This is a genomic window from Candidatus Hydrogenedens sp., assembly GCA_035361075.1.
Taxonomy (GTDB): Bacteria; Hydrogenedentota; Hydrogenedentia; order Hydrogenedentales; family Hydrogenedentaceae; genus Hydrogenedens.
The window spans coordinates 1-17,207 of record DAOSBX010000013.1; the positions used below are offsets into that span (position 1 = coordinate 1).

Below are 17,207 nucleotides of genomic sequence, written 5' to 3' on the forward strand. Positions count from 1 at the left end.
AGAAGGTGGACGCACTGTTGGTGCTGGCGTCGTAAGTAAAATCATCGAATAATAATATATAATATAATAATATGAGGAAAGACTCCCATGCGGGAACAAGTAATATTACAATGTATGGAATGTAAACGTAAGAATTACACAACCACTCGGGAAAAGAGAAAACATCCTGAGAGGTTGGAAATAAAGAAATTTTGCAAATTTGACCGTAAGCATACGGTACATCGTGAAATGAAATAAAATTAGTTTTGAAGGATGCAGGCCTGTAGCACAATTGGTAGTGCGGCGGCCTCCAAAGCCGAAGGTTGGGGGTTCGAGTCCCTCCAGGCCTGCCAGTACTTTGAATATAAAGTTGAAGGAAAAGATAAATTTTTAGAAGGTAAATACACATGTCAAAAACAGTATTAAGTGTAGAAGAAAAACAGGAACGTGGGCTTAAAGCATTATATGTTAAGGCGAAGAACTTTCTTCTCGAAGTTAAATCGGAGTTAGAAAAAGTTACCTGGCCAACTGTAGATGATTTGAAAGTTTCGACAAAGGTAACTATGATTATGTTGGTGATTATGGCGGTAATTATTTTTGCCTTTGATGTTACCTTTGCCCAAGTAATGTTATTTATTCTCGGAATAGCCTCTTAAGACTAATAACAAGGAGACCATCGGTGACAGAACGTGATAAAAAAGAAACAACAATTAAGAAAGAAGGAGCAGAAAGTTCCGATGTTGGAACAGTGCCTACACGTGAAAAGTTATTAAGGCCTGTTCCTGAAGACGGAATTCCTCGCCGGTGGTATGCCCTTCATGTTCTTACCGCAAAGGAATACGAAGTTTGTGATAAACTTATTAAGGGTGCAAAGCAACGGGGAATAGAGGATTTAGTGGTTAATGTGTTGGTCCCTAAAGAACGAGTAACCGAACGACGTGGTGGAACACCAAAGGTGGTCGAACATAAATGTTTTCCGGGCTATGTGCTTGTGCAATTGCCGGAGCATCCTGAAAAATATGAAGATGTCTGGTCGTTAATACGTGAGACGCCGGGGATTACTGGTTTTGTCAGTAGTCGAAGAAACGTCCCAACACCTATTCCCGATGAAGAAGTGGAAGGTATAATCGCTATTATGACTGGAGAAGAAGAGGCTCCTAAACCCAAATTGGAATTTTCTGTTGGTGACCGTGTAAAAATTGTAGAAGGACCATTTGCTAACTTTGTCGGTAAAATTGAAGAAATCAACGCCGAACGTGGTGCGTTAAAAATATCCGTCGAAATTTTTAATAGAGTTACAACAATAGAAGTTGAAACGTGGCAAGTAGAAACATTTTGATTGAGATAAAATGAAAGGTAAAAAATATGCCTCCTAAAAAGTTAAAAGCCATTGTAAAATTACAAGTTCCAGCAGGGCAAGCAACCCCTGCACCGCCCGTAGGTCCTGCGTTAGGACAACATGGGGTTAATATTATGGACTTTGTCCGTCAATTTAACGACAGGACTAAAGACCAACAGGGTATGATTATCCCTGTCGTTATATCTATTTTTGAGGACAAATCCTTTTCCTTTATTACCAAAACACCACCAGCCGCCGTTTTATTAAAGAAGGCAGCCAAATTAGCCAAGGGTTCAGGTGAACCTAATCGGAACAAAGTGGGTGAAGTCACAGAAGCACAAATCGAGGAAATTGCAAAATTAAAGATGCCTGACCTTAATGCTGGTTCTCTTGAAACAGCAAAGAGCATGATTCGCGGAACCGCAAGAAGTATGGGCATCGTTGTAAAATAACATTAAAAGTCATAAATATTTAGTAACTCTTAACCGTGGGAGGACAGCAAACCTGTCCGATTGAACCACAGGAGGATAAAAAATGGCAAAAGTCAGTAAACGAATGAGGGAACTATATAAAAAGGTTGATAGTTCCCGCTATTATTCCCTATCCGAAGCGGCACGAATTGTAAAAGAATGTGCTACTGCCAAGTTTGACGAGACGATTGAGTTAGCCTTCCTATTGGGTGTTGACCCCAGACATGCTGAGCAAATGGTTCGTGGTGCGGTATCTTTGCCCCATGGGACAGGCAAGAAAATTCGAGTCGTTGCTTTCTGTAAACAAGAAGAACAAATCAAAGCAGCTAAAGAAGCCGGTGCTATTGAAGCTGGTGCAGAAGACCTTATCGAAAAAGTGCAGGGCGGTTGGTTAGACTTTGATGCGGCAGTAGCTTCACCGGATATGATGGGACAGGTTGGTAAATTAGGTAAAATCTTAGGTCCACGTGGATTAATGCCCAGTCCTAAAGCGGGAACTGTTACTCCTAACATAGGCTCTGCAGTTGCCGAGATCATGAAAGGTAAAATAGAGTTCCGTGTAGATAAAAACGCAAATATCCATGTCCCTATCGGAAAGGCAAGCTTCACACCGGAACAGATTGAAGAAAATGCGGCGACTGTAATCTCTGCAATTATAAAAGCACGCCCTGCTTCCCTTAAAGGTACTTACTTAAAAACGTGTTGTATCTGTTCTACAATGGGTCCGGGTGTGAAATTAGACCCCGCTGCATTAACCGCAAAATATCGTGGTGGCACCTCGTAAAGTATGAGCATAAATAGAAGTGTATACCTAAAAGCAAAATAAAGGCATAGTTATGATGAACAAAGAAGGAATTTTATTTACATCGGAATCCGTAACGGATGGGCATCCTGACAAGGTAGCGGATATTATCTCGGACACAGTTCTGGATGCCATGTTAGAACAGGACCCCTATAGCCGTGTTGCATGTGAAACATTAGTTAAAACGAATTTGTGTGTTGTAGCAGGTGAGATAACTACACACGCTAAAGTTGATATTACCTCAGTAGTTCGGCAAGCCATTTTGGATATTGGCTATGGTTCGGGTTATGTTGGTTTTAATGGTGAAACATGCTCAATTCTTGTTGCCCTTGAAAAACAGTCTGTCGATATTGCCCGTGGTGTAGATGCGTCATCAGACCATGAACAAGGTGCTGGCGACCAGGGGATGATGTTCGGTTTTGCGGTTCGTGAAACTCCTGAATTAATGCCATTACCAATATCGTTAGCCCATAAGTTAGGTTTACAACTTCGTAAAATGCGTAAAGAGAAGATTCTCCCCTGGTTAATGCCAGATGGAAAGTCCCAAGTTACTGTTGAATACGTTAATGGGAAACCAGTTCGTATCGACACAGTAGTGGTGTCGAATCAACACCTTCCCTTGTATGGTGGATTAAACCCTACACCACAAGAATTGAAAAAAGAGCATGATGAAATTGAAGAGGCAATTGTTGAAAACGTTATTAAACCGACATTACCAAAAGAATTGGTCAAGGGAGATATAAAATATTTTGTTAATCCGACAGGCCGATTTGTTACAGGTGGTCCGGTAGGTGATTGTGGGCTTACAGGTAGGAAAATCATTGTTGATACGTATGGTGGGATGGGTCGACATGGTGGGGGTGCTTTCAGTGGCAAAGACCCGACAAAGGTAGACCGCAGTGCAGCATATATGGCACGATATATTGCTAAAAATATCGTCTCGGCTGGACTTGCAGACCGTTGTGAGGTTCAGTTGGCTTATGCTATCGGTGTTGCAAAACCTGTATCTATAAATGTATCTACTTTCGGCACTGGTAAAATTGAGGATATAAAGTTAGCAAAGATATTACAAGAAGTTTTTGATTGCCGTCCTGCGGTTATTATCGAATTCCTTAATCTTCGCAAACCGCAATACAAAAAGACTGCCAGTTATGGGCATTTTGGTCGTGAAGACCAAGGTTTCCGCTGGGAAGAGACGGATTCTGTAAATATTTTACGTGAAAAGACGGGAATATAAGGCTTATTATTTTATAATCACATCGCCATCCCTAAAATGGGAGCAGATACCTGCGGAGAGAACCTTCGAGGTTTATTCCCATTCTATAGTTGCAGGTGGTTTTGAGGTAACATCTATTAGAACGCGATTAATTCCATGAACTTCGTTACAAATGCGACTGGCAACTTTTTGAATTACATCATGAGGAAAACGGAACCAATCTGCGGTCATGGCATCTTCGGAAGTTACCGCCCGAAGGACGCACACCTCTTTATAAGTTCGTTCATCCCCTTGTACTCCGACACTTTTTACGGGTAACAAACATACAAAAGCCTGCCAGATTTGATTATATAATCCTGCTTTTCGAATTTCCTCTATAAAAATAGCATCTGCCTCGCGTAAGGTATTCAATCGTTCTTCGGTTACTTCACCGATACATCGCACAGCAAGCCCCGGTCCCGGAAACGGATGGCGATGTATAATCTCTTCTGGAATCCCTAATTGTTTTCCCACATCTCTGACTTCATCTTTGAATAGTTCACGAAGAGGCTCTATTAATTGTAGATTCATTTTTTCTGGTAATCCCCCTACATTGTGATGACTTTTTATTGTTGATGATGGACCCCCAGTTGCAGAAACAGACTCAATCACGTCCGGGTATAATGTCCCTTGAGCAAGGAAAGACAAGTCTCCCAATTTTTTTGCCTCCTTCTCAAAAACGTCAATAAATAGTGAACCGATAATCTTCCTTTTCTGTTCTGGCTCTGTAACTCCTTTTAATTGGTTCAAGAAAAGGTCTTGTGCCTTTACACAATGTAGATTAATATGGAAATTATCGCGGAATATCTTTTCTACCATTTCAGGCTCGCCTTTACGAAGCAAGCCATTGTCTACAAAAACACAATGTAAATTATCACCAATTGCCCGATGAAGCAACACAGCAGTGACGCTTGAGTCGACGCCACCACTTAAAGCACATAGTACTTTTTTACCATTAATTCTCTCTTTCAATTCCTGCACTGTGTGGGTTATAAAATTACCCATTGTCCATGAAGAATCTGCTTTACAGATGTTATGCACAAAGTTTGATATGATTTTTTGTCCTTCTGGTGTGTGGACCACTTCTGGATGAAATTGGACCCCATAAAATTTCTGTTCATAATTTTCAATAACTGCGTATCGACAATTTGCAGTGGCTCCTGTTGGGGTAAAACCTGGTGGTAATTCTGTAACATGGTCTCCATGACTCATCCAGACAGGTGTTTCTTTATGGATACCCTTTAATAATTCAGAATGATTTTTATGTTTAAGGTAAGCAATACCATATTCCTTTTGTGTTGCTGGTTCCACTTTCCCACCGAGAAGATGGGCAAATATTTGCACACCATAACAAATCCCCAAAATAGGAACGTTGAGTTTGAAAATTTCAGGGTTTGGTAAAGGAGCGTTCGGCTGATGAACACTCGCTGGACCCCCACTTAACACAAGTCCCACTAAGTTTGGCGATTTAATTTTCTCTAAAGATGTGTTGTAAGGCAAGATAATGCTATACACACCTGATTCACGAATACGTCGGGCAATAAGTTTGCTATATTGAGCACCGAAATCTAAGACAACAATAACGGGTCCGTTATATTCCATAAATTATTACCTCGGTATTTGATAATTTGGAGCATCTTCTGTGATAGTTACATCATGAGGATGACTTTCTTTTATACCAGCAGAGGTTATTCGGATTAATCTGGTTTTTTCTTGTAGAGATTTTATGTCAGGGCAACCACAATAACCCATTGCTGCACGTAATCCACCGACCAGTTGATGAATGACATCCGCCAGGACACCGCGGTATGGAACTCGCCCCTCAATACCTTCTGGAACAAGTTTTGTGGTTTCAGTTTCAAATTGCATGTATCTTGTTTTACTTCCACGTTGCATGGCTTTGATAGACCCCATCCCGCGGACAAGTTTATATGTTCTACCTTCGTATAAAACACGTTCACCGGGGCTTTCCTCTGTACCGGCGAAGAGACTGCCAATCATAACGACATCTGCACCAGCAGAGATGGCTTTTGCAATATCTCCAGAGTATTTTATCCCACCATCGGATATTACAGGGATATTCTGTTCATGACAGAGGCGGGCAACATTAAGAACAGCGGTGATTTGTGGAACGCCAACCCCCGTTACAACGCGGGTAGTACAAATAGCCCCTGGTCCAACACCGACTTTGACTGCGTCAGCTCCTGCATCAATTAAAGCCTGAGCACCTTCCGCGGTAACCACATTCCCTGCAATCAAAGGAACGTGAGGATGACGTTTTTTAACTGCTGACACCATTTTCAAAACAAGGGCAGAATGTCCATGTGCTGAATCAATAACTAAAACATCAACCCCTGCACCGACTAACGCGTCTGCTCGTGATAGTTCATCTTCACCAACTCCTATTGCAGCACCCACCCTTAAACGTCCCATGTCATCTACACATCGGTTTGGAAAATCTTTTGCTTTAATAATGTCTTTCACAGTAAGTAAACCTACAAGACGTCCAAGCTCATCTACAATGGGTAATTTTTCGATGCGATGTTTATGTAGAATATATTTTGCTTCTTCTAATTTTATCCCTGGTGGTACGGTAATTATTCGCTCTTTTGGGGTCATAATTTCGGATATTTTTTTCGAATAATTCTCTTCAAATCTTAAATCTCTATTGGTTAGAATCCCCACAAGAATACCGTTTTCATCTGTAATAGGCACACCAGAAATACGATAACGAGACATCAATGATTCTGCATCTGCAAGGGTATGGTTTGGAGATAGAGTGAATGGATGAGTAATAACGCCTGATTGGGATCTCTTTACACGATCTACTTCTGTTGCTTGCTCTTCGGCGGTCAGGTTTTTGTGAATAATCCCGATGCCTCCTTCTCGTGCTATTGCAATTGCAAGCCGTGATTCTGTCACGGTATCCATAGCGGCACTCATGATGGGGATGTTTAATGTGAGATTGCATGCAAGTCGTGTTTTTACATCTGTATCCCGTGGTAAAATCTTTGAATATGCTGGTTCTAATAAAACGTCATCAAATGATAAACCTTCGGTAATTCGTTCGTTATTTTGCATTGATACGCGTCCTGAATTAAAAATTAAGGATTGAAAATTGATAATTTAACCCCGGAAGTGGCTCCCGGGTATATAATTATAAAGCAATTAAATTACATATGCAAAATAAAAAATACTATTTTGACCGAGACCTTTTATATTTTACACGTTGTACTTAAATTGTTTTGTAGAGGTTTTCTTTATAAGATTAATGATTTAATTAAATAGACATAGTATAAAAAGGATTTTAAATAAAACTGTTATATATATTATTTAGACTTAAATACAGAATTTATGATATTCTAATATATATAAATGAAGAACTATTGTATGTGCGCCTGTAGCTCAGTTGGATAGAGCACTTGCCTCCGGAGCAAGGGGCCGTGGGTTCAAATCCCGCCGGGCGCGCCATTTTTTTGTTAGCACTCCTCTATAATTGATAGAATTATAATAGAGATGAGAATTAAAAAATTGTTTGATTGAAAAATAAAGTTTAACCTTTCTTTTGTTAAATTTATTATTATGAGAACAGATAAGATTTCATTCTTGTTCATTTTTTAGATAAAATTTAAACGAACAGTAGTAGTAAGGAAACAAGCAATGGATTCACAGCTCCTCGTTTTAACAGGCAAAAAGAAAGGGATGGCGTATCAATTAAAAGAGCCAATCACTATTGGTAGAAGCCAGGAAAATGTTATTATTCTTGACGACCCGAAGGTATCACGGAAGCATGCAGTTATTGAGATTACTGAGGAAGGTCCTTTGTTAAAAGACTTAAATAGTGGCAACGGAACTTATGTTGGAAGTCAACGAATTACGGAGTATTTTCTGAAACCAGGAGATGTCTTTCGCGTTGGCACACAATTAATCCGATATGAAGAGGTACATCAAAGTTCAGCCGATACGGAACCACCTGTCCGTTTTGAAGTTACAACAGAAGAAAAGACAGAAAGTGAAACGCTCAGTCATATTCATGAGACTCTTTTCCAGTTGCCAGAATACACCGCAACAAAGGAACATATTCAGACTATTCAGAATCGACTTAGGGCGGTTTATAATGCCAATCAAATTATTGTGAGTGAACAAAACCTTAAGAATCTATTTACAAAAATTATAGAACAAATATTCTCCCTGTTGCCTGCACATAATGGGGCGATTTTACTTTGGGATAAACGAAAGAAACGGCTTGTTATCGAACATGTTTATACCCGTACGAATTTGGAAGATTTTTCAATTAGTTTAACAATTGTAAATCGAGCTTTCGAAAATAAAGAAGCAGTTATTACACAAAATGCAGCGGAAGATAGTCGATTTAGGAATGTTTCTGGTAGTATTATTCTCCATCGAATTGCCTCCGCTATGTGTGTCCCATTAGTTTATCAAGACCATTGTTTAGGTGTGATTTATGTCGATACCCGTGGGACATCCCGTGCCTTTACACAAGAGGACCTTGAGATGTTAGTGGCTATAGCGGGCCCTGCCGCCATTGCTTTACGAAATGTCCAGTATATTGAAATGATAAAGCAAAGTTATAGGGACACATTAACGACGATTGCGAATGCTGTTGAATTACGAGACCACTATACCATTGGCCATACATGGCGGGTGACTAATTTTGCGATTGAGATTGCCAAAATTTTGGGTTGGACTGAAGAAAAAATTGAAGAGGTATATATGGGAGGTGTTCTTCATGATGTAGGAAAGATAGCCGTTGATGATGCTATATTACGGAAGGAGAGTCCACTCACAGAGGAAGAATTTGAGAAAATGAAAATACACCCAGTACGTGGTGCAGATTTACTTCGTGATATATCTTTATTTCAGTCCATTATCCCTTACTGTTTATACCATCATGAGAGGTATGATGGTAAAGGTTATCCCTATGGATTGAAAGGTAAAGAGATTCCTATAGAAGGGCGTTTAATCGCAGTAGCGGATACCTTAGATGCAATGACAAGTAATCGTCCTTATCGTAAGGGCATGGAACCTGAAGTTGCCATTGAGAAGATTATTGATTTGAAGGAAACCCAGTTAGACCCTGAAATTGTTGATGCCCTGCTTGAAGCATATAATTTGGGACGTATCCATTCCATTCTACAAGATTATCACAAACGTGATAGCCGTAGTATCGCCTGTGCGTTTTGTAGCACGCATATTCGCGTTCCAGAAGAAACACGGCCAGGCTCTGAGATAATGTGTCCTGTTTGCGGTAGGAGGCTATTACTAAAAGAATCTCACGATGTCCTCTATGGTGAATTATTACCTCAAACGGACATGAGTTTTACGATTATACCATTTCGTTATAATAAAGACACATAAAGACGTTTCACTTATTTAAACCGTACTCATCATTTTTAATTTACTTTCAAGTTTGTATTACACTATATTCATTTATTATGGGAATAACCTTTTAATAATAACTTTTTATTTTGGAGGATAATTTCAATGAAAAAGAATGAGTGGTCAAAAATGACAAGAAGAGCATTCTTAGCTACTTCAACAACTGTTATTTCCGCAGGTGCATTTAGTCAGACAGCTGGTCAAACACCGAACACGGCACAAGTAGTCCCGCGTAAAATATCTCCCAATGAGAAGCTGAACGTGGCTGCAATTGGCGCAGGAGGTAAAGGCTTATCTGACATTATGAGTTGCTTTAAGCTTGGACATAACGTTGTAGCGTTGTGTGATGTCGATTGGAAGCGTGCTGAAGAAGCATTTTATCGTTTACCGAAAGCGAAAAAGTACAAAGACTATCGGAATATGTTAGAAGAGATGAAGGAGATCGACGCAGTTACAATTTCTACCCCTGACCATTCCCATGCCCCTGCAGCATATATGGCGATGAAGATGGGGAAACATGTATATGTACAAAAGCCGTTAACACATACTATAGCGGAAGCACGTTTACTTACTATAACAGCGCGTGAAATGGGTGTTGCGACGCAAATGGGAAATCAAGGTCATTGTGGTAATGGTGTTCGTCAGTTATGTGAAATGATTTGGAGTGGTGCTATCGGTAATGTAAAAGAGGTGCATATTTGGACCCATCGACCTGTTTGGGATAATCAGGGAATGACCGAACCATTGCCTCCGGAGGTGACACCGGAAGATATGGATTGGGACCGTTGGATTAACTGCGCTCCATGGCGTCCATATAATCATAAACTTGCCCCACACGATTGGCGGGCATGGCAGGATTTCGGTTCCGGTTCATTAGGTGATATGGCTTGCCATATTATGGACCCAGCATACTGGGCATTGAAATTGTATGAAGCACCTGAGTTTTCTGTCGAAGTCGTGTTTCAGAAAGGTCAGAATCAGCAGACATTCCCCATTGCAACGACAGTGAAGTATTCCTTTGTAGCCCGGGGGGATATGGGCCCTGTTGATGTTTACTGGTATGATGGACACTGGAAGGATGAAGCCACCGGTCAGGAAGTATATAATCGTCCCAAACGCCCGGAAGGTATTCCGGAAGACGAAGTATTAGGTGATGATAACATGAATGGCTCATTGTTTATCGGTGATAAAGGGATGTTAACTGCAGGAGAATATGGTGGTGAACCGCGATTATTACCTTCATCTATCATGAAAGACTACAAAATGCCACCGGAAACGATTGAGCGTATCCCGATGGAAAGCCCGTATTTTGATTGGCTTCGCGCCTGCAAAGAAGATAAACTGGCATGCTCAAATTTCAATTATTCCGGTCCATTTACAGAAATGGTGCAATTTGGCAATCTGGTGGTTAAGTCTGGACAGAAATTGATTTGGGATAATGTTAAAGGTGTTGTGAAAAATGTCTCTAATCCGCAGGCAATTATAAGTAAAGAGTATCGCAAAGGTTGGGAACTTCCCTGCTAAAGTAGGAAATAGTAGATATTGAGGTCAAGGCCAAAGGTTTTTAACCTTTGGCCATATTTTTTATGGCTATTATTCATATCGCAATGCTTCAACAGGGTCAACACTTGCCGCTTTCAAGGCAGGATAGACGCCAGAGACGACGCCCACAGCGGAACTGAAAAAGAACGCTGTAAGTATTGACCAAAGTGATAAGCCAATAGGCAGACTGGGATATAATGCGCGAATAACTGTTGACCCGATAAAACCTAAAAAGATACCTGTCATACCTCCGAGCACACTTAATGTGATGGACTCAACAAGGAACTGAAAACCGATATCCGCACGAGTTGCACCGACCGCCATACGGATACCCACTTCCCGAGTTCGTTCGCGTACAGATACAAGCATAATATTCATAATTCCTATCCCACCGACCAGCAGTGAAATACATGCAATCCCGACAAGCATTAGACGTAGCATACTGAATATTCGGGAAAATGCGGAAAGCATACTATCCTGATTAGTGATTGTAAAATCTTCTTCATTGTCATGGGCGGAACGGACAATTCTTCTTGATTCTTCAGTTGCTCTCGGAATATCTTCCTGAGTGCGAGCCCCAACAAGGATTTCCATAACCTCTTCTATGTTAAAAATGCGTTGTGCACTGGGTAGTGGAACAATTACCAAATCGCCAAGGTCGATACCTAAAGCCATTCCACGTTCCTCTAATATTCCTACGATGGTATGTTTAGAGCCGTTGATTGAAATTTTTTCATACAGGGCACGATGTGTGCCAAAGAGTTCTTTTTTTACAGTAGTACCGATGATACAAACTCTGCTATTGCGTTCAATATCTTCTTCCGATAGAAATCGTCCAATTTGTGTGTAAAGTTGTCGAACCTTCTCAAAATCAGGAGTTGTCCCAATAAGCAGTACATTCCGCTGTCGGTTCTTATAGCGAATATTTGCTAATCCTAAGGTATTTGAGGCAACTCCGATAATGCCAGGTACTTTCCTTTTAATCTGTCTTGCTATTTCGTATGTGAGTTTGCGGTGACTCCCAGCACTTATGGGAAACATACCAGTTGTTTCCTGCCTACCTGGGGTTATGATGATAACATTACTACCCATGATTGCGAATTCGCGTTCCACGTAGGCTTGTGCCGATTCGCCTAATGCAATAAGAAGTATAACTGACATCACCCCAATAATGACCCCTAATGCGGTAAGTGCTGCGCGCATCTTATTCTGATTGAGTGCGATGATAGCAGTTCGTATTAATTCCCAGAAGGTCATAAACTACTCTCCCAGCGAAGAGACTACGTCAACACGAGAACCGTCTACCAGTCCTTTTATACCAACAGATGTGATAATAGTTTCTCCTTCTTTAAGACCCTTTATGATTTCTCGTGTTTCCCAATTACCAATGCCGATGGTAACAGGTCGACGGATAGCCTTTCCTTGTTCCAATACGAAGGCATATTCATCGCGGATAAGGCTTTCACTTGGTACGTATAGTACGTCATCTTTCTCCGATACTATAATGGTAACATCAGCAGACATGCCAGGCATAAAGTTTTCCTGCTCTAAAAATCGAACTTTCACTGTAAATGTTCGTGTAAATTCCTTACTGATAGTGATAGTCGGAGAAATCTCGATTATCTCGCCTTGAAATACTTTCCCAGGAAATGCATCTAATTCAATCCGCGCTTTTTGGTTAAGAGAGACTTGACCGGCATTGGCTTCGTCAAATGGTGCTTCTACATAGAGGTCTTTATCATCTATGAGGTACATTAAAGGTAGTCCCATTGCAACACCTTCCCCTTCATGGATGTTAATAGTGGCAACAACCCCATCAAACGGTGCCCTAATAATAGCCTTATCACGGGTAGCCTGTGCTGCAAGAAGTGACGCTTTTGCTTGTGCAACTGCGGTCTCCCCTGCTTTTACTTCCTGTTCACGAACTTTAATCTCTTTTACTCCGACTAATGCTGATTGATAACCCTCTTGAGCGACTCGATATGCTAACTCTATTTTTTCCTGTTCACCGGGGGAAAGAATCCCCTGTTCCCGTAGTTTGTTAGCCCGTTCATAATCAGCCTCTGCCTGCTTTAACTGTGCTTGAGTTTGCTTCAAACGTGATTCTGAAAGTTCCTTCGCTACTTCGTAGCTAACGCGTGCCTGTTCCAGTCGCGTCTCTGCAACGAGTAGGTTTGCTTCGGATAGGGCAACTTGGGCATCTAAATCCTCATGGTTTAACTCAAGCAATATATCGTTTTTAGAGACGCGCTGACCTTCTTTTACATGTACTATGGAAACAGTCCCGAGTGTTCCTCCTGCAATCATAGAACGTCGGGTTGATGTAACTGTTCCAGAAGCGAAGGCAGAAACGGTTTGCTGAACCTTTCCCCTCTTAACAGTATCCACAGTTACCTGAATGGGTGGTGTGTAAAAAAGGAAATAATACAAGGGTACGAAGATTAATGAAAGAAGGACAAGAATAAGAAATATTCTTATGACATAGGTTTTGTACTTTGTTTTTGCCATGTATCTGATATCACCTTTCCATCTCTAAATCGTATTATTCGTTGAGCCCGTGAAGCCACATCGCTTTCGTGGGTCACCATTACAATAGTATGTCCTTTCCTGTGGAGTTCATCAAAAATTTCTAATATGTTTTCACCACTAACGGTGTCTAAATTTCCTGTAGGTTCATCTGCTAAAATAGTTGATGGGTTATTAACCAAAGCCCGTGCAATAGCCACTTTTTGTCTCTGTCCACCGGAAAGTTCATTTGGTCTATGATAGATACGGTCTTTTAATCCGACAGCGACCAATGCTTCCATTGCTCTCTGCCGTCGCTCTTTTCTGGGGATGCGGTCATAAATAAGAGGGAGTTCCACATTTTCTAATGCGGTTGCTCGACTTAACAGATTAAAGTTCTGGAACACAAAACCTATCTCATGATTGCGTAGTTGAGCCAGTCTTTTTTCAGAGAATCTATGAACTTCTTCTCCAAAGTATCGGTAAGATCCGGAAGTGGGTCTATTTAAACAACCAATAATATCCAAGAAGGTCGTTTTCCCCGAACCCGACGGCCCCATAATTGCCACGTACGTGCCCACGTCGATTGTTAGTGAAATTGAATCTAATGCAATAACTTTATTATCCCCAACTTCGTAAATTTTTGTAAGATTTTCGACTTCGATCAAAATCGACGAATTGTGTTTCACAAAACCCTCCTGTTGAGGATTGTAAGTATCTAACAGTAATATTATATCAACAAAATGAAGTCAACAAATGTTTTATTTATTTAAAAACCCTTTAGGTAATTCTGTTGGGGGTTCATACTTATATGGTTCTGTGTCAGGGACAATTCGAACAGGAGTCGTGAAAGTAAAGGTGGTGTTGTCCGGTCCGGCAAATTCCATCTCGACAAGATAGGCTTTCCACCCTTTTTCAGGTGGACTGACTTTTCCTACATAAGTCCCATCTCCTTGGTCTGTAAGTGGTGTTGGCTGATAGGCTTTGCCTAAGACATTAAGTCGGAAGTCACGTGCGTTGGGATTCGTTGCTTCCCAAAGAGTTACCTTTGTTGGTTTATCTTTGGTTTTCACGATAGTTGTATAGTCGTCTGGAAATGACCATGAATATTGAGGGATTGGTTTTTCAAATATAATTGCCTTATAAAATGCAATGACACTGTTAATAACCTGTGGGGTTAAGCCATGCCCTGTGTTCGGAACATAGCGTATATAGGTTGGTGATGGCAAATCAGATAGGTAGAATTTCCAAGAGTCAGGCAAAAAGAATTCGTCTCCACAGGAATTAATTAAGAATTTAGGCATTGTGAGACGGTCTTTGTAACTATAGGGGTCTACAATTTTTAACATTGATGCGAATTCGGGAACAACTAACCAATCCATGATGTTCATCTCTACATAATCGTTAATTGCAGGTGCCCAACCGCCATAAACAGCATAATGATGTTTAAATGAAGGAACCAAATTTAACAAATCGATTACAATGGGTACACATGCAACAACTCGGTTATCTACTATTGTCGTTGTCCACGTAGTCCAGCCACGTTTTGATGCCCCTGCCACAACGAACTCTTTTATCTTAACTTTTCCCCCTTCTTTCGTTTCGCAGAGCGTTTGGATAGTGTCCATTGCACGAACTACCGCTTTGGTCATAGGCATCCGTGTTAACCATTCTGGGTCACCTGTTTTTAAGTATTTGTCCCAGTTATAAGCAATGATGCTATCCTCTGAACGCTTTCTATTATTATCATTTGCGAATACTAATGGTTGGTTAGGAATTTGTCTGATTTCTGCGACAACAGTTTCTACTTCTTTGGCTACTTTACGGAGCAATGGGCTGGATGATGTTGGAGGCTCATCTGTATTTTTACCACCTGAAATGATTAACAGGGCAGAAGGCTTTTTTACTTTTTTGGGCACTACAATCGTTAACCAATGCGTCCATACGGTTCGGTCAACCTCTTCAGGTTTTCTCCATGTTTGCGATGTCATTTTAATGTAATGAATACTTACATCTTCGACTTTCTCACTCTTTATTAATTGATAATTATAAGTTGGGTCTGGTTTATAGACATATATGTCGAGAGGAGAAGGACTCGTTGTTTCTCTTGCATGAGTAATCTCTCCTTGATGTGATGTAGTGAGAGGAGACCTGGTTGCACAACCTAATGAAAAAGTGACTAACGCTACCAGGAGAATAAGTTGTGAAAAATACATTTTTTTCATAATGGGCTTCATTGTTTATCCTTTCCTTGAAAAAAAATTAACGCCTGTAAAATCTTTATCTGTTATTTTATCTTAATAACTCTATGGACTACAATAAGAACATATTTGTTTCGCGAAAAAGAATATAGCCGATACATTATCTGTATCGGCTATATTCTGATATTTTTTATTTCTTAAAAGTCTTATTTCTGTGGCTGAGCCTGTCCAGGTTGGGCTGGTGGCTGAGCGGGTTGAGCTGGCGGAAGTGCTTTTTTCATTTTCTCTTGCATCTCCTTCAGTTTCTCAATATCGGGAGGTGTGTTAGGAGGGAATTTTGGTCTGTCAATTTTTGGAAGACGTATAACCTTAAACGGGATTTTCACCTCGGGAGTAGATTTAGAGGTGGTTTTAACAATCAATTCCTTATCTTTCAAACTTTCATTCATCGGGATATCTTTAACCAGTAATAAATAATCAGAAGGTGCACGTTCTTTAACTTCTACCTGAATTTCAGGAGTTGGTGGAACTACCTCTGTAATCTGAAACTCTTTTTCACGACCTGCTTTAACGCGTAGATATTGCTGTGTTTTTGCATTCGGGTCTTCGTCGTCTACACGAACATTAATTGTATCAGGAGCGACATCAATAGGACCGATAGAACGTCCATAAACAGTCACTGTAATTTTCTTGAATGAATTTACAGCGTTGGGGTCTTGTCCTGGTTTTTGTGGAAGTGTCGCATCTGTCTCGATATACAAAGGTTTATTAAATGTTATTCCTGGTTCAATAGGTTTTGTAGGTGTTAACGTGATTTTATAATGTTTACCTTGTTCCACCGTCTCTAAAGTGTGTTGAAACTCGGGAAGTTGTGACATGTCAACGTTAGTAATGTTGAAGGTTAAAGTGGGAATATTTGATTTTATTTCTATCGTTTGAGGTTGGGGCATATCCTCCATAATTTGCCCTAAATTAATAACACGTGGTTCAACCAAGATGGCGGATGTTGCAGTTCCTTTCAAGGTTAATGTCAATTGCGGTGTTGCTGGGTCATTAGAGTCAACTGTAATTTGTTTTGCAATAGGTCCTTGTCTTCCTGCTAAGGTAAGTGTTGCTTTTATTTTTGTAGTATCGCCTGGCGCAATCTCTTTTTTCTCAGGCTGGGCTACTGTGCATCCACAGGTTGTCTTTACATTTGAGATTTTCAGAAGTCCATCACCTGCATTTTTGATAACGAATTCATGTTCTACCTTTTCATCATTACTGCGTTCACCGAAATCAAATTCAGGTTCATCACACGTAATTTTTGGAGTTCCACCAGTCGATTCCACCGAAGCAGTTGCCTCTTTCTGAGCAGGGGGTTGCTGTGCCTGTGGTTTTTCAGCAGGTGCCTCTTTCGCTGGTGATGGTGCAGGAGTTGTCTGTGCTGGTTTCTGTTCTGGCGTGGGTGGAGTTGGTGTAGGTGTGCTCTTCTGCCCACCGCAAGAACTTAATAAACCAATCATTAAAAACAGAACAAACAGCCCGAGAAAAACTTTTAAACCCTTACTCATAACATTTACCCTTTCTGGTTAAGATTTAATTATTATGGTTAATTGTATTCAGAATAAACTCTGAACAATAATAAAAAATATACCCTACTAAAAAGTAGAGATTTTTTAGTAGAAACGATTCTAATATACAATATTGTTGACATTAGATTAAAATCAAAGGA

At 40.5% G+C, this 17,207-nt stretch carries 15 protein-coding genes and 2 tRNA genes; 10 read left to right on the forward strand and 7 right to left on the reverse strand.

The features are described from left to right. The first annotated feature begins 87 nt into the window (after positions 1 to 87). The 7 genes from rpmG to metK all read left to right on the forward strand — a co-directional run bounded on the left by rpmG (position 88) and on the right by metK (position 3,827). A complete protein-coding gene (rpmG, locus tag PLJ10_05605; protein ID HOK09122.1) occupies positions 88 to 237 on the forward strand; it encodes a 50S ribosomal protein L33 in 150 nt (49 codons plus the stop codon). A 19-nt stretch (positions 238 to 256) separates the two neighbouring features. Further along, a tRNA-Trp gene (locus tag PLJ10_05610) sits at positions 257 to 332 on the forward strand. 54 nt (positions 333 to 386) lie between these two features. Then, complete coding sequence (secE, locus tag PLJ10_05615; GenBank protein ID HOK09123.1) at positions 387 to 635, forward strand: preprotein translocase subunit SecE; 249 nt, start codon at positions 387 to 389, stop codon at positions 633 to 635. Positions 636 to 658: 23 nt separating this feature from the next. Further along, positions 659 to 1,318: a transcription termination/antitermination protein NusG gene (gene nusG, locus PLJ10_05620; GenBank protein ID HOK09124.1), complete on the forward strand. Its 660-nt coding sequence runs from the start codon at positions 659 to 661 to the stop codon at positions 1,316 to 1,318. A gap of 26 nt (positions 1,319 to 1,344) precedes the next feature. Continuing rightward, positions 1,345 to 1,770, forward strand: coding sequence for a 50S ribosomal protein L11 (rplK, locus tag PLJ10_05625; GenBank protein HOK09125.1), 426 nt, complete (start codon positions 1,345 to 1,347; stop codon positions 1,768 to 1,770). 82 nt (positions 1,771 to 1,852) lie between these two features. Beyond that, a complete protein-coding gene (rplA, locus tag PLJ10_05630) occupies positions 1,853 to 2,572 on the forward strand; it encodes a 50S ribosomal protein L1 (GenBank protein HOK09126.1) in 720 nt (239 codons plus the stop codon). A gap of 52 nt (positions 2,573 to 2,624) precedes the next feature. After that, a complete protein-coding gene (gene metK / locus PLJ10_05635; protein ID HOK09127.1) occupies positions 2,625 to 3,827 on the forward strand; it encodes a methionine adenosyltransferase in 1,203 nt (400 codons plus the stop codon). Between the two features lie 72 nt (positions 3,828 to 3,899). Here metK and guaA read toward each other — a convergent pair whose 3' ends face one another. Together guaA and guaB are read right to left on the reverse strand one after the other, a co-directional pair. After that, on the reverse strand, positions 3,900 to 5,447 hold the full coding sequence (gene guaA, locus PLJ10_05640) for a glutamine-hydrolyzing GMP synthase (GenBank protein ID HOK09128.1): 1,548 nt from the start codon (positions 5,445 to 5,447) through the stop codon (positions 3,900 to 3,902). Between the two features lie 6 nt (positions 5,448 to 5,453). Further along, positions 5,454 to 6,926, reverse strand: coding sequence for an IMP dehydrogenase (gene guaB, locus PLJ10_05645; GenBank protein ID HOK09129.1), 1,473 nt, complete (start codon positions 6,924 to 6,926; stop codon positions 5,454 to 5,456). Positions 6,927 to 7,239: 313 nt separating this feature from the next. Here guaB and PLJ10_05650 point away from each other — a divergent pair. The 3 genes from PLJ10_05650 (at position 7,240) to PLJ10_05660 (ending at position 10,769) form a co-directional block, all read left to right on the forward strand. Beyond that, positions 7,240 to 7,316: transfer RNA gene (locus tag PLJ10_05650), tRNA-Arg, on the forward strand. 189 nt (positions 7,317 to 7,505) lie between these two features. Continuing rightward, complete coding sequence (locus tag PLJ10_05655) at positions 7,506 to 9,224, forward strand: HD domain-containing protein (protein HOK09130.1); 1,719 nt, start codon at positions 7,506 to 7,508, stop codon at positions 9,222 to 9,224. 126 nt (positions 9,225 to 9,350) lie between these two features. After that, positions 9,351 to 10,769 carry a Gfo/Idh/MocA family oxidoreductase gene (locus tag PLJ10_05660; protein HOK09131.1) on the forward strand — a complete coding sequence of 473 codons (1,419 nt, stop codon included), beginning with the start codon at positions 9,351 to 9,353 and terminating at the stop codon, positions 10,767 to 10,769. Positions 10,770 to 10,838: 69 nt separating this feature from the next. Here PLJ10_05660 and PLJ10_05665 read toward each other — a convergent pair whose 3' ends face one another. The 5 genes from PLJ10_05665 to PLJ10_05685 form a co-directional block, all read right to left on the reverse strand. Further along, positions 10,839 to 12,044: an ABC transporter permease gene (locus tag PLJ10_05665; GenBank protein HOK09132.1), complete on the reverse strand. Its 1,206-nt coding sequence runs from the start codon at positions 12,042 to 12,044 to the stop codon at positions 10,839 to 10,841. A 3-nt stretch (positions 12,045 to 12,047) separates the two neighbouring features. After that, entirely contained in the window at positions 12,048 to 13,295 is a 1,248-nt protein-coding gene (locus tag PLJ10_05670; GenBank protein HOK09133.1) for an efflux RND transporter periplasmic adaptor subunit, read from the reverse strand. Next, positions 13,262 to 13,981: an ABC transporter ATP-binding protein gene (locus PLJ10_05675; GenBank protein ID HOK09134.1), complete on the reverse strand. Its 720-nt coding sequence runs from the start codon at positions 13,979 to 13,981 to the stop codon at positions 13,262 to 13,264. Before PLJ10_05675 ends, PLJ10_05670 begins: the two co-directional genes overlap by 34 nt. Before the next feature lie 72 nt (positions 13,982 to 14,053). Next, entirely contained in the window at positions 14,054 to 15,529 is a 1,476-nt protein-coding gene (locus PLJ10_05680; protein ID HOK09135.1) for a PhoPQ-activated pathogenicity-related family protein, read from the reverse strand. Positions 15,530 to 15,699: 170 nt separating this feature from the next. Further along, positions 15,700 to 17,046: a DUF1573 domain-containing protein gene (locus PLJ10_05685; protein HOK09136.1), complete on the reverse strand. Its 1,347-nt coding sequence runs from the start codon at positions 17,044 to 17,046 to the stop codon at positions 15,700 to 15,702. Positions 17,047 to 17,207: the final 161 nt, after the last annotated feature.

Bases quoted from the DNA above. Each gene is read 5' to 3' on its own strand.
- rpmG (HOK09122.1), top strand. From the start codon at position 88: ATGCGGGAACAAGTAATATTACAATGTATGGAATGTAAACGTAAGAAT.
- secE (HOK09123.1), top strand. From the start codon at position 387: ATGTCAAAAACAGTATTAAGTGTAGAAGAAAAACAGGAACGTGGGCTT.
- rplK (HOK09125.1), top strand. From the start codon at position 1,345: ATGCCTCCTAAAAAGTTAAAAGCCATTGTAAAATTACAAGTTCCAGCA.
- rplA (HOK09126.1), top strand. From the start codon at position 1,853: ATGGCAAAAGTCAGTAAACGAATGAGGGAACTATATAAAAAGGTTGAT.
- metK (HOK09127.1), top strand. From the start codon at position 2,625: ATGATGAACAAAGAAGGAATTTTATTTACATCGGAATCCGTAACGGAT.
- guaA (HOK09128.1), bottom strand. From the start codon at position 5,447: ATGGAATATAACGGACCCGTTATTGTTGTCTTAGATTTCGGTGCTCAA.
- guaB (HOK09129.1), bottom strand. From the start codon at position 6,926: ATGCAAAATAACGAACGAATTACCGAAGGTTTATCATTTGATGACGTT.
- PLJ10_05655 (HOK09130.1), top strand. From the start codon at position 7,506: ATGGATTCACAGCTCCTCGTTTTAACAGGCAAAAAGAAAGGGATGGCG.
- PLJ10_05660 (HOK09131.1), top strand. From the start codon at position 9,351: ATGAAAAAGAATGAGTGGTCAAAAATGACAAGAAGAGCATTCTTAGCT.
- PLJ10_05665 (HOK09132.1), bottom strand. From the start codon at position 12,044: ATGACCTTCTGGGAATTAATACGAACTGCTATCATCGCACTCAATCAG.
- PLJ10_05670 (HOK09133.1), bottom strand. From the start codon at position 13,295: ATGGCAAAAACAAAGTACAAAACCTATGTCATAAGAATATTTCTTATT.
- PLJ10_05680 (HOK09135.1), bottom strand. From the start codon at position 15,529: ATGAAGCCCATTATGAAAAAAATGTATTTTTCACAACTTATTCTCCTG.
- PLJ10_05685 (HOK09136.1), bottom strand. From the start codon at position 17,046: ATGAGTAAGGGTTTAAAAGTTTTTCTCGGGCTGTTTGTTCTGTTTTTA.